The 12256-nt window shown below is 41.9% G+C and carries 12 protein-coding genes; 1 reads left to right on the top strand and 11 read right to left on the bottom strand.

Going from position 1 to position 12256, the window contains the following annotated elements:
* The 4 genes from FTU37_RS11060 to rpe form a co-directional block, all read right to left on the bottom strand.
* Positions 1–190, bottom strand: a 190-nt coding sequence (locus tag FTU37_RS11060) for a hypothetical protein (RefSeq protein ID WP_180124350.1), incomplete at its 3' end; no start/stop codon positions are given.
* Positions 177–2159 (bottom strand): multicopper oxidase domain-containing protein, encoded by a 1983-nt coding sequence (locus FTU37_RS11055; protein ID WP_180124349.1) that lies wholly within the window; start codon positions 2157–2159, stop codon positions 177–179. The genes FTU37_RS11055 and FTU37_RS11060, both read right to left, overlap by 14 nt.
* A 46-nt stretch (positions 2160–2205) precedes the next feature.
* A complete protein-coding gene (locus FTU37_RS11050; RefSeq protein ID WP_180124348.1) occupies positions 2206–2721 on the bottom strand; it encodes a hypothetical protein in 516 nt (171 codons plus the stop codon).
* A gap of 615 nt (positions 2722–3336) precedes the next feature.
* A complete protein-coding gene (gene rpe / locus FTU37_RS11045) occupies positions 3337–4023 on the bottom strand; it encodes a ribulose-phosphate 3-epimerase (RefSeq protein WP_078192356.1) in 687 nt (228 codons plus the stop codon).
* Positions 4024–4628: 605 nt separating this feature from the next.
* On the opposite strand from rpe, the gene FTU37_RS11040 reads away from it, so the two are divergent.
* Entirely contained in the window at positions 4629–4925 is a 297-nt protein-coding gene (locus FTU37_RS11040; protein WP_180110719.1) for a DUF2218 domain-containing protein, read from the top strand.
* Positions 4926–4956: 31 nt separating this feature from the next.
* Here FTU37_RS11040 and FTU37_RS11035 read toward each other — a convergent pair whose 3' ends face one another.
* The 7 genes from FTU37_RS11035 to tsaB form a co-directional block, all read right to left on the bottom strand.
* Positions 4957–6018, bottom strand: coding sequence for a M48 family metallopeptidase (locus FTU37_RS11035; RefSeq protein ID WP_180124347.1), 1062 nt, complete (start codon positions 6016–6018; stop codon positions 4957–4959).
* A 14-nt stretch (positions 6019–6032) separates the two neighbouring features.
* A complete protein-coding gene (locus FTU37_RS11030; RefSeq protein WP_180049000.1) occupies positions 6033–7139 on the bottom strand; it encodes a YjgN family protein in 1107 nt (368 codons plus the stop codon).
* 131 nt (positions 7140–7270) lie between these two features.
* Positions 7271–8116 carry an S-formylglutathione hydrolase gene (gene fghA / locus FTU37_RS11025; protein ID WP_180124346.1) on the bottom strand — a complete coding sequence of 282 codons (846 nt, stop codon included), beginning with the start codon at positions 8114–8116 and terminating at the stop codon, positions 7271–7273.
* A gap of 28 nt (positions 8117–8144) precedes the next feature.
* Entirely contained in the window at positions 8145–9536 is a 1392-nt protein-coding gene (locus tag FTU37_RS11020) for a C13 family peptidase (RefSeq protein WP_180118388.1), read from the bottom strand.
* A 125-nt stretch (positions 9537–9661) separates the two neighbouring features.
* Positions 9662–10480, bottom strand: coding sequence for a class I SAM-dependent methyltransferase (locus FTU37_RS11015; RefSeq protein WP_218948292.1), 819 nt, complete (start codon positions 10478–10480; stop codon positions 9662–9664).
* Complete coding sequence (locus FTU37_RS11010; RefSeq protein WP_180008558.1) at positions 10474–11298, bottom strand: undecaprenyl-diphosphate phosphatase; 825 nt, start codon at positions 11296–11298, stop codon at positions 10474–10476. The genes FTU37_RS11015 and FTU37_RS11010 overlap by 7 nt, the downstream gene beginning before the upstream one ends.
* Before the next feature lie 12 nt (positions 11299–11310).
* The gene (gene tsaB, locus FTU37_RS11005) at positions 11311–11976 is read right to left on the bottom strand and encodes a tRNA (adenosine(37)-N6)-threonylcarbamoyltransferase complex dimerization subunit type 1 TsaB (RefSeq protein WP_180124345.1); all 666 of its coding nucleotides are present in this window, start codon (positions 11974–11976) and stop codon (positions 11311–11313) included.
* Between the last annotated feature and the right edge of the window lie 280 nt (positions 11977–12256).

Raw genomic sequence — 12256 nt, 5'->3', positions numbered from 1 at the left:
CAGTATGCTCCATCTGGCTCGATTTAATCCCTGTTTGCATCTCTTGATGCGACAAATCAAGTGAGGAATGCGACTCATGTTGAGCTGACATCGGCATGCTGTGATGTGCATCTTGCGCCATGGTCATTTGAGTGACCGATGCCAAAGCTAAACTTAGAACCGTATATGTGCATGGTTTAATGATGCGCATGAGACACCTCCTTTTGCGGTACAGATGCCGTTTTCGTATTCTCTGCGACATTTGCGACCACAAGTTTATTCATCATCCCTGCAGACATGTGATACAGCAAGTGACAATGAATCGCCCATTCCCCTAATTCATTGGCCGTTAACAGAGCAGTCACTGTTTTTCCTGGCGGCACAATCACAGTATGTTTATTTGGCATTTCAGAAGACACTTGCCCATTTTCCAATTGCATAAACATGCCATGTAAATGCATCGGATGCGCCATCATGCTGTCATTGACAAATTTCAGTCGAATTCGCTCACCATATTTCACCTTTAGTGGTTCAGCTTCACTGAATTTTTTGCCATTCATGGTCCACATATAGCGTTCCATCGTTCCTCCCAAATGAATGACCAAATCTTGCGTCGGTTCACGTGTATCAGGCTGTGGCGTTAACGCTTTTAGATCACTATATTGCAGTGCCTTATCACCAACAGGTGTTGAAGCATTGGCCCAACCCATAACCGTTGCTGAATTTTCAACTGCCTGCTTCTCCTCTTTAGACTGTGCATGCTCCATCGCTGTATGCATATCATGTTTCATGGATGAATCTATTGAGGAGTGGTTCATAGATGAATGATCCATCACGCTATGATCCATATTGGCATACGCTGAATCAGACATGTTCTGTTTATGCATATTTGGATGCTGCATAGTAGTATGCGCAGGCATTGGGGAATGGTCCATGTCATGCCCCATTGCAGCATGATCATGTGCTTGATTCGGCTGAATATTTGATGGATTGACAGTATGCGCGCTGTGCTCATGAGCATTCGCTTGCTGGCTTGCTGAAGTTTGGGTTGAACCTGTAGCAGTATGTCCCATGTTGCTATGGTCCATACCCGACATTGAACCATGGCCCATATCTTCCATGGTCAGCAAAGCGCGTGGCCGAGCTTTTGGCATGTGAATGCCTGAGTGCTGAGGCTGCGTTTCATCATGTAAAGTACCTATCGCAAATCCTGTCCGATCGATCGACTCAGCCTCTATCTGATAGTGCGCAGATTTAGGCTCTACGATCACATCGTAGGTTTCCGCAGCACCAATTCGGAATTCATCGACATTGACCGGTTTTACCGCTTGGCCGTCTGCACTGACCACCGTCATTTTGAGCTGAGGAATACGCACATCAAAAAACGACATGGCCGCAGCATTTACAAAACGAAGTCTGACTTTTTCATTGGGCTTAAACATCCCCGTCCAGTTCTGCTGTGGTGTTTTGCCGTTTACTAAAAACGTATAACCCGTGACATCAGACAAATCCGTTTTCAGCATACGCATCTGATTCCACATCGAACGGTCTTGCCACGTATTTTTAAAACCTGTTCGTTGAATCTGCGTCCATACATCTGAAACTGTTTCACGCTGATTTTGATAGTATTCGGCAGACTTTTTCAGATTTGCCATAATCTCAGCGCTAGATGATTCATGAAAATCCGACAGCATGACCACATAATCACGTTGCGATTGTTCATGTGCGGCAAGTGCTTGTTTACCTTTCGGATAAATTACCAAAGCGCCATACAATCCGTCTTGTTCTTGGCCTTTGGAATGAGCGTGGTACCAATAGGTTCCGCTTTGACGGACTTTAAATTTGTAAGTAAAGCTGCCATCCGGCTGAATTTCATTGAAACCATTAAAACCGGGTACACCATCCATTAAACCGGGCAGCAATAGACCATGCCAATGCACCGAGGTATTTTGTTTTTTGAGCTGATTATGCACATGGATGACCGCATCATCGCCTTCTTCAAACTCCAGTAAAGGTGCTGGAAACTGACCATTGACACTGATTTTTTTGACCGCTTTACCTGTCAAATTGATGGTCTTTTCATCAATATTCAGATGATATTCTTTAATGGCTGCAAACGCCCACATTGGAGACAGCAGACACACCCCGAGCACGAGGCATGATTTATATAAACTAGACATGACTTAACCTTTATAAAATAACGAAAAAACGTATTTAAAACTCAGGTTAAGCTTGCGGAGGTCTTAAAATTTCTTGCCAAAAGCCTTTTAAATGCTGTCCAGCAAAAATGAAACGAGGAGGTTCTGCATAGTGATGCACATGGACGGTCTGCAATGCGACCAAGGCGCTATCGACATAAGAGGTACTGATTTGGCAATGTGCGAGTGTACAGTCCTGACAGTCTGTACTTTGTGTTGTTGAATGATGCGCCTGACCATCTTGCAGTGCAGATGTCGCATCTGAAGATTGATGACAATCCATCGTTAAAATGACTTCAGGTGTTGCTTGCTTGCCATGATGTACTGCATGCTCAGGAGCAGCTTGCCGCTGATTTTGATGGCAATTTGTCATATTTAAATGCGAAGGATCAGCATGTGCTGCATGAACTGATGCCTGATGGGCATTTGCGTTCATCATTTGTTGATGTTGAAAATTTTGCTGAGCACCGACCACACTGCTCCACCCCATGACAAACGCCATGAGCCAAGCAAAGGCAAGATGCTTACGCAAAAAATTGAACAATTTAGTACCCTAATTCAACCCAATGATGTACATGTGACAACATATCCCTATTAACACATCTTTAGAAACATCACGCGATCAGTTCAGCTGAAATCCGAATGAAACACCACGATGATATTATTTACGATTCAAATGCAATCACATGACATTCGTATCAACATGACATGCAGCTCGACCGATTTATCCATCATGAACGATACATTCAGAAATATCTAAAAGCACTATCCAGTGCGATCGATGATGTGTTTTGCCAGTCGCAGCGTATCTCAATAGTTGCTAACAGCATAATTAATTGTGCAGTTATTCACAACAGTTTTAAATTTATTGCGCTGTCATAAAAATCAGCGCATATCTTCCAGTTAAAACATAAAAGTTATTTTTTAAACTGATTAATTATTTACCACAGATTAATAAACATACAGTATTTCAAACACTTTTCCCCATAAAAAAAGGACTCAATTGAGTCCTTTTTATACTTAATACGTCTAATTATTAAACCATTGATGTACAATCGTTTATAATTTATCCAAGTTATCCATATAGTTATCTACACAGATATCCATACAGTTATCCATATAGTTATCCACAAGCGAGGAATAACTTATACCCAAAGACTTAAGCCTCTTGAGCATGCACTTTTGCCAACTCTGAACGCATGTCATCAATTACAGCTTTATAATCAGGTTTACCAAAAATCGCTGAACCAGCCACAAACATATCTGCACCAGCTTCAGCAATGTCACGGATATTGGCTGGAGTAACACCACCATCCACTTCTAAGCGAATATCACGACCTGAAGCATCAATAATTTTTCGTGCTTGACGCAGCTTTTCCAAGGTCATTGGAATGAACTTTTGACCACCAAAACCTGGGTTCACACTCATCAACAAGACTTGGTCAACTTTATCTAAAACGTAGTCTAAATAATGCAGAGGTGTCGCAGGGTTAAACACCAAGCCCGCTTGCGCACCGCCAGATTTGATTAATTGTAAAGAGCGGTCAATGTGGTCAGTCGCTTCTGGGTGGAAAGTGATGATATCTGCGCCAGCTTCCAAGAAATCACCAATCATACGGTCTACCGGCGAAACCATTAGATGCACATCAATTGGCGCCTTAATGCCGTATTTTTTCAATGCCTTACAAACGCCCGCACCAAAAGTTAAGTTCGGTACATAATGATTATCCATGACATCGAAATGAACAACATCTGCACCGGCTTCTAGAACGTTTTCAACTTCTTCACCTAAGCGCGCAAAGTCTGCTGACAAAATTGAAGGTGCGATTAAGAATGGCTTGGACATGAAAAACCTAGCTTTGAAAAGGGAGTGATTGACGCATTATAGCAAATTGTCCCCCTATTCGCTGCCCACGCCCTCAGTCGTTTTTTCGATACTGATGATTGAGATCTCTATAATAAAAAAACCTAGGATGAACTGATGTTACGCAGTAATATCAGAAGCGTAATTGGTTCAAATAAAAGAAAGATACGCGGTAACGTCATCCGCATTTGTTTGAGACAGCACTACTTCTCATCAAATTTTTTTTTGCAATACTCTAAATAAATAGACGCTAGAGAGCGAGTTTTGCGGTGAGGAGCATTGCTCCGCAAGATGGTTTCCTTGCGAAGCTTCGCATCTCATTTTGCCTAATGAGAAACATCGTTTCGTAAGAGTACCTCCAGCCGAAGGCTAATCCCTTTATTTAAACCCTCGATGTAAGACTCCGTCGAATTGACTTAAATATCATTTTAAAAATGCAAAATTATTTTTTTGCGTGCGTAACATCAGTGATTAATATGAATAAAGACCACTGCGGTAGAAACACAGCGTTGCATTTTTAGACTTAACGGGCATCTATGTACTTTGCTAAGTTAAAGGACTGACGACTTAACAATAAAATTGCATCTATGAAAAGCTCAACACAAATCACCACCGCCCAAGCAGCACGTGTTGCTAAGCGCTTAGTCAATCATTGGAAACATAAATTTGAAGTCAATGAACAGCTCATTGGAGAAAATACTGCATTCAAGATTCAGCTACCGTCTGCAGAGGTCAGCCTTCTACCACAAGCTGCATTTTTAGATGTCGTGATTTCGGCTCAAGATCCAAATGCAAATCTAGATCAATTGGAACATGTTGTACTAGATCATTTGATCCGCATGGGACAAGAAGAACTCAGTGCAACATGGCAACGCGAACCGTAGTCTACGTCGCCATATTGTCAAAGCCTTTCACTCAATGCTGAAGTGATTGATAATTTCTAACTGCATCAATACGGGCTTTCGTCGCTGGATGTGACTCAAAGAAATCTGTCCAAGATCTCTGATCTTTGGCAGTTTCATCCTTTGCACCTTTCTCTTTTGCTATTTCACCGTCAGCTTCATCTTCCATACGTTGTAAGAAGTTTGCAAAATGTGCCGTTGGAATTTGATGTTTTGAAAGTTGTTTTAGGGCGTATAAATCTGCTTCAGATTCAAAGTCTCGTGAGTAACTCGCACCTACCGCAGCAACCGGTAAACTGGTGAGAATATCTGAGCCATCCCCTGTAATCATCAACAAAATAATACTGATGCCTAAACCTGACAAACTTTGCTGCAAACTATGGCGTTGAACTAAATGCCCCTGCTCGTGGGCAAGCACACCTATGAGTTCATAATCATTTTTCGCTAATTTAACCAACTCATCTGTCACGATAATGGTGTTATTGGGTATCGCCAATGCATTTGCACCGATGCTACCACCACCACGGAATAACAACTTCGCAGGTCGATTTTCAGCCACCAATTGTTGATATTCTTGTTTCAGTTTGTCTTGCCGTGCTTGTGGCAATTTTGTGGGTTCAGTCATATCGATAATATATTTTTCCGCCTGATCCCCCCAACTCTTTAAAGCTGTCTCAGGAAGTTGATTAGCCACCACATGCGACGCCGCAGGTATGCCCCATTTAATCAATACAAAAGCAAACGCCACCACGAAAATCACACTAAAAATGATTAAGGAGGGTGAACGCTCTAACTTCCAAATCGAATGCCAACGCGACTTTACATCGAGATTAAACCACTCTGGCAAAGGCTGATTAAACTCTAAACGAGCATCGTCCTTTAACTCGATCACTGGCTGAATATCCCCTAAAGCACCAATCAGCGTCATATCTTGATAGGTGTAATGCTGCGTTTGTTCTAGGTCTTGACCATAACGCACAATCACAGCATGTTCCCCATCTGCGCTAATTTGAGCAACAAAGGGTTTTGACACTTTCCCATCATAATAGGTTGCATTCACTACTGATGTTTTCATGTAATTCACCTGCGTTATAAGGAAATATCTAGGTCAAAAATATCGGATAATTCTTCAGCAATCGCATTGTGATCTTGCTGCATTTGATTTTGTAATTGGTCTGGATCATCGACCAACATTAAGTGCAAAGATTCAGTCTGATATTTATATAGTCGTACAACTGCCCATGGTGTCAGTAAACCGAGGCTAATCACTTTAGCCAACCAATTGCTCAAGACAATCCATGCATAGCGCCATTGATTACAGTCCGTATGAAACTGACTGCGACTCAACGTGGTGTTATTCCAAGTGGTAATAAAAATACGTGCAGCGGTGAGTGGCCAAATAAACATGTAGCCAATCAAATACATACCAAAAATAATGAAGACATAAGATGCGTCATTTAAACCATCTGAACTACCAAACAGTATTGCAAAGATTACTGCCAGCAATGCACCAAAGCCCATAAACAGAAATAAAGGCACATACATGGCGCGCATATAATCGCCCCACGTATTATTCAGATTAAATTTCAACTGCCCCAGATACAAATGATTCAGACATTCACGTTTATATAGCCAGACCGCAACTGGTGTAAACAATCCAAGGGTAAAGACAACCACCGCAAGACATTTAACAAAGCACCAATATGCGCTTTTATTTGTCCCTGAAAAAAAGAATCGGCTATTACTAAACTTACTGTTGCGAGCACGGAAACGAATCGTAGATCGAATGAGCCAAGGAACCGCAAAGAAGATCAGGACAAAGCCCGCTAAGAAAGCTTCCCAAGAATATTTTGCAGCAAAAGAGAAACCACCATAGACCACTAACGCAATGATTCGTCCAACTAAAATTTTTGTAGGCAAACCGGTAAAGTCAAAACGACGCTGAAATACCCAAGTATTACCGTAAAAGTAACGTAAACGGCGGACCTTTGCCCAAGGCGCATAAAGTCCAAGCGTGACAATCGTCAGTAAGATATTCACGATCCAAATACCGAAATATTCAGACGCATTACCTTTAAACCTAAAATGATAATTTCGCCCCAAAACATCAGCCTGTTCTGTCTCACCAAATAGACTCGGTGGATTCATCACGGGCAGCTCTGGCGGAAGCGGCGTTTCCAATTGTGAATTTTGCATAAGTACCCTAAATTATTTTTTTTGGTATGTCGAATTTATTCATTTGCATGGCAATGCTCATCACCATGCCTTATTTATACGTATATCAAAGTAAGCTGTGCCTCAATATTTTTTAAACACTGGCTTTAGAATTAATGAACCGCTGTTTGCAATTGGACAGCGTGAAATTGCAAATGATCATCCATAAAACTTTGAATAAAATAATAACCATGATCATAGCCAACATGTTCACGCAGTTCGAGTGGCTGCCCAACTTGCTCACACGCTTGCTTAAACAACATCGGATTTAACTGGCTATAAAATTGATCATCAATACCTTGGTCAATCAAAATGGCTTTAAACAAAGCCCCTTTAGATTTCACTAAAGCTGTAGCATCGTGCTGAAGCCACTGCTGTCGGTCTGAACCTAGATATTGATTAAAGGCTTTTTCGCCCCATGGACACTGACTCGGCGCACAAATCGGTGCAAAAGCAGAAACCGATTTAAACAGGTCAGGATGCTTCAACGCTAAAGTTAATGCCCCATGACCGCCCATACTATGTCCGAATATGCCAATCGCACCTTTTTGTACCGGAAATTCAGCCTGTACCAGCGAATACAATTCTTCAGTAAGAAAACGTTCCATTTGATAATGCTCGGCCCACGGTTGTTCCGTTGCATTAATATAAAAGCCTGCGCCTTGCCCAATATCCCAATGATCACCTTGTGCTACCTGTTCCCCACGTGGAGAAGTATCAGGGCTGATTAAAATCAGGCCAAGCTGCGCAGCTAAACGCTGAGCATGCGCTTTAATGGCAAAGGTTTCTTCCGTACAGGTTAATCCCGCCAAATAAAACAATGCAGGACACGCTTGGCTTTGTAAGGCTACTTCTGGCAGAAAAATACCAAACTTTGTCGCGGTTTTTAGACTTGAAGAATCCAATTGATAAATGCGCTGCTCACCAGCAAAACAAGTATTTCGTTGTACTAATTCCATGATCTTTATCCTAAACTTTTTTAATCTTTTAAGGCGTAACCGTCGTAGCCGGTGAAGTAGTCGTCGGCGGGAACAATCGTTGTTCTAATTGAGGCAACATTAATGCCATGTTTTTCCCCATCGACCACTGCGGTTCAGAAGGTTCGAAACCTTGCGCTGCTTCCCATTTCGCTACAGTCGCTTTGGTTTCATTAAATGCCGCTTGAATACTGGTCTGCTCACGCATCGCCTGATCAAAGAACGCACGGCCAAAATAGGTGTATTCAGCTTCATTCGAACAGCCAAAAGACTGACGATCTGCTGCCGATGCAGTAATGATTAAAGTATTATCATTTTGTAGCGCTGGAATAAAACTGCCTGAATAACATGAAGAAATCACAATTACACGCCAACGAATTCCGGATGCATCCAAGGCTTCTTTTAACCATTTAGGATCGACTTGCGCCAAATCCAAAGGTGCATTTTCCATTTCAAAGACATTCGGTAAACCATGTGAGGTCATATATAAAAATAAGACATCACTTTCTCGGTTCATCTGCTGACCGATACGACGCAGCGCCAACTCCATACTGGTTTTAGATGCCAGCGGAATTTCAGTGCGTGTTGCAGGGTTATTGATAAGTTCAACCGAACGCCCATAGGTGCCAAAACGTGTATCAAACTGTTCTTTAATCCGTTCAATTTCCAGTTTAAAGACATCTTGATAACTCGCACCCGCCACCCCTAAGAAGTACCAATGGGATTGAGCAAATTCACCATATTCCACTGCGTCTAAAGATTTATTGAGCAAACGGCTTTGTGCATAGAAGGCATCTTCAGCAAAGCTTGGTGGAACTTCTTCCACTTTCCAAATCGGCTGATCTTTGACTGAGACTTGCCACACGACCAAAGTAAATAGCGTCGCACCCATAATCAGTGCTCGCTCCCACCATGGCCATTTCAGCTCACGTGAAAATACCCAAACGACAGCCAGACTTTGCCAAACAAATAGAATAATGAATAACGTTGGAATGTAGTCATATAGGAAGTATGGGAGAAAATCGAGATCTCCCATATATTGAATCAAACATTGAAACAACATGATGTGCGTATCAAGCACCAACCAAAGTAATGCTGGGACCAACATTAACCGTGGATTATTCACACGTTGTGACAGAAAAATCCCCACGATTAAAGCAATAAATGGCCACAATGCGTAGCTAATGAGACCTTGGGCATTAAATTCGCCAATACGCCCCGTGCTGAGCCAACTAAATAAACTGTTGGCACAACCACCTAAAATCCCCCAAAACACCAATTGTAAAATCGATGGTCGAACGATTTGTAAAGAACGACGAGACCCCAAAAATAACCACATCCCCGCAGTTTGGTTGCTTTTAAAATCATGCCAAAAATTGATGGAGGGTTTGAAATCAATCATAGAGTTCTGATGGTGGCCTTGGCTCGCTTAATTGCACAAATAATTTTATGCCTGATGTCGTTTTTAGCAATGCTATTTTTTAACTATATAACAAATCTTTGAACAATATTGAAGCAAATATCATTTTAAGTCACAAGATCATGTTGGAAATATGCATCAAAGCGACAAGCATCACCTTGCCACTGATGTTGCGGCTCTTGATTCGCCAAAAAAACCGCCAATCGTGGACGTTTAACCACGACACGTTTAGCAATTTTTTGTGCTAAATCCAGTAAATTATCACCTAAATCCATTTCACCATCTTCAGGTAACAGCAAATGTAACAATTGCATTTGTTTTTTGACCTGAGCTTGTTTTTTAACAGCTTGCTGGTTTTGATCTCGCTGTGGAAACATCGGATCGAGATAAACCACGTCAAAGATTTGATTGGTCGTCGACAAATGTTTCAAAAAGTCTGCCGAATCTGAAAAGACCAATTCAATTCGAGCTACAACCGAACTTAAAAATGCATCTTGCTGTGCACGTTGATGTGAGTCTTCCAATAGGGTAAATAAAATCGGATGACGTTCCACAAGGGTCACATGGGCACCCAAATGGGCCATCAATAAACTGTCGTGCCCTAGCCCTGCGGTTGCATCCACAAGTTGTGGTTTTTCAGCCAAATTACACGCACGTGCAATCATCTCAGACTTTAAGGATGCTCGCTTTAAACGCCCAACTTCTGCTTTCCAATCGGGTTGCATCTTCATGCCATTGGCCGCCAACCACAAACCATCTGCATCGACACACAAACTGAGTTCAGGGTTTAAACGTAAAAAACGCGCGTTTAATTTTTCAATCAATTCAATATTTACAGATACGCCACGTGAAGAAAGCACAGCAGAATACTGCTGTGCTTTCTCATGAAACTCTTGTTCTGTGTATAAGCGGATTTCGCTTACCATAATTTCCAGCCTGTAAATGCGAACAACAAAATCAATAAACCCGAAACAATTCGATACCATGCAAAAATCATGAAATCACGTTTTGCCACATAAGCAACAAGCGCACGAATCAAAAGTAATGCCGAGACAAACGAAACAATCAAACCGACTGCAATCACAGTCCAATCTTGAGTGCCTTGAAATACATCATAGCTTTGATATAAATCCAGCAAACCTGCACCGACAATAACAGGAATACCCAAAAAGAATGAAAACTCAGTAGCTGCTTTACGAGAAACACCCAAGAACATGGCACCAATAATGGTCGCACCTGAACGTGAAGTCCCTGGAATTAAAGATAAAACTTGAATTAAACCAATCCAAATCGCATCTTTAATGGTTAAATCTTCTACTTCTTTGGCACGCACTTGCGGTGGATTTTTTTCGATCCAAATAATGATCAAACCACCGATAATCAACCCCATAGCAATCGCAATGTTATTGAACAGCAGCTCTTTCACCGTCTGACCAAACGTCAAACCAATCAACACGATTGGAATCGAAGCGAGAATTAAGCCAAAACCTAAACGGCGACCTTTTTCTTCACCAGTCACCATACCGGTTGCTGCGCCCCACAGGCGGCCCCAGTATTCATAAATCACCGCCGCAATCGCACCCATTTGAATTGCGATCACGAAAACATCACTTTTTTCTTTGGTCCAAAAGTTCATTAATTCTGAAGCCAGAATTAAATGCCCTGTACTTGAAATCGGTAAAAATTCGGTAATACCTTCAACAATACCCATGATTGCCGCTTTGAGCAGCAGTAGAAGATCCATATATAACCCTAATTATGGCTTGCCTTGTTCTGAAATTTTCTTCCAGGCGTTATCTCGTAAATAAACGGGCAATGCAAGTTCAGCACTCACCCATGCTTTTCTTTGCGCCGCTTCGCGGGCAATAGTAGCAATATCTTGTGCTGTTGCACTTAAGTCTTTGTATTGTGTTTGTTCTGATTGAATGAGCTCACTACCAGAACCCACGACGGTAAATTTGATCTGCGGTGTGGCATCGGCGTAGCTTAATAGTTGTTCTTCATCTACAGCCTGCATAATGCCATTGGCATCGAGTTGATAGCTAGCGATATACACTTCTTGCATGCGTGCATCAAGGACTGCCGTTACTTGGGTCAAACCATATAAACGATGTGCCGCTTGAGCCAAAGCTTGCAAAGTCGATACTGGAACAACAGGTATATCATTGGCCCATGCCAAGGCTTGTGTTACCGCTGCATTAATACGAACACCACTAAATGAGCCAGGCCCACGACTAAAGGCAATCGTAGTTAAATTCGCTAACTCAATAGCAGTTTGATTAAGCCCTTGCTCAATCATTGGGAGAATGGTTTGCGTCTGCGCTTTTGCCCGTAAATCGAGTTGAAAATAAAGCTCTTGAGTTTCATCTACAATCGAGACGGAACACTGCTCATTGGCAGTTTCCAATGCCAGTAATTTCATGCGCAACCTTAATTAAAGTTAATCTTAAAAAACGTTGAATATGATACTCCACTCCATCGCAGTTCGCGAGATTTTCCACCACAGACTCAGCGCTTTCTGTATTTAATCTATAAAAAAGCCTCGACAAACGTCGAGGCTTTTTTGCTTACCATGTTGTCCCGTCCTGAAATAAGTTTACACCTTAAGAGACTTATTTTATGGAACATGCACAAGAACAACGAGTTAAACGCACACAACGTGATTATAGCTTCGCCTTTAAAATGATGGTTGTACATGAAGT

The sequence above is a fragment of the Acinetobacter sp. YH12097 genome (assembly GCF_013419225.1).
In the GTDB taxonomy this organism is placed as follows: domain Bacteria; phylum Pseudomonadota; class Gammaproteobacteria; order Pseudomonadales; family Moraxellaceae; genus Acinetobacter; species Acinetobacter amyesii.
This window is presented reverse-complemented; position numbering and strand designations above follow the sequence as displayed.

Bases quoted from the DNA above. Each gene is read 5' to 3' on its own strand.
- FTU37_RS11055 (WP_180124349.1), bottom strand. From the start codon at position 2,159: ATGTCTAGTTTATATAAATCATGCCTCGTGCTCGGGGTGTGTCTGCTG.
- rpe (WP_078192356.1), bottom strand. From the start codon at position 4,023: ATGTCCAAGCCATTCTTAATCGCACCTTCAATTTTGTCAGCAGACTTT.
- FTU37_RS11040 (WP_180110719.1), top strand. From the start codon at position 4,629: ATGAAAAGCTCAACACAAATCACCACCGCCCAAGCAGCACGTGTTGCT.
- FTU37_RS11035 (WP_180124347.1), bottom strand. From the start codon at position 6,018: ATGAAAACATCAGTAGTGAATGCAACCTATTATGATGGGAAAGTGTCA.
- FTU37_RS11030 (WP_180049000.1), bottom strand. From the start codon at position 7,139: ATGCAAAATTCACAATTGGAAACGCCGCTTCCGCCAGAGCTGCCCGTG.
- fghA (WP_180124346.1), bottom strand. From the start codon at position 8,116: ATGGAATTAGTACAACGAAATACTTGTTTTGCTGGTGAGCAGCGCATT.
- FTU37_RS11020 (WP_180118388.1), bottom strand. From the start codon at position 9,536: ATGATTGATTTCAAACCCTCCATCAATTTTTGGCATGATTTTAAAAGC.
- FTU37_RS11015 (WP_218948292.1), bottom strand. From the start codon at position 10,480: ATGGTAAGCGAAATCCGCTTATACACAGAACAAGAGTTTCATGAGAAA.
- FTU37_RS11010 (WP_180008558.1), bottom strand. From the start codon at position 11,298: ATGGATCTTCTACTGCTGCTCAAAGCGGCAATCATGGGTATTGTTGAA.
- tsaB (WP_180124345.1), bottom strand. From the start codon at position 11,976: ATGAAATTACTGGCATTGGAAACTGCCAATGAGCAGTGTTCCGTCTCG.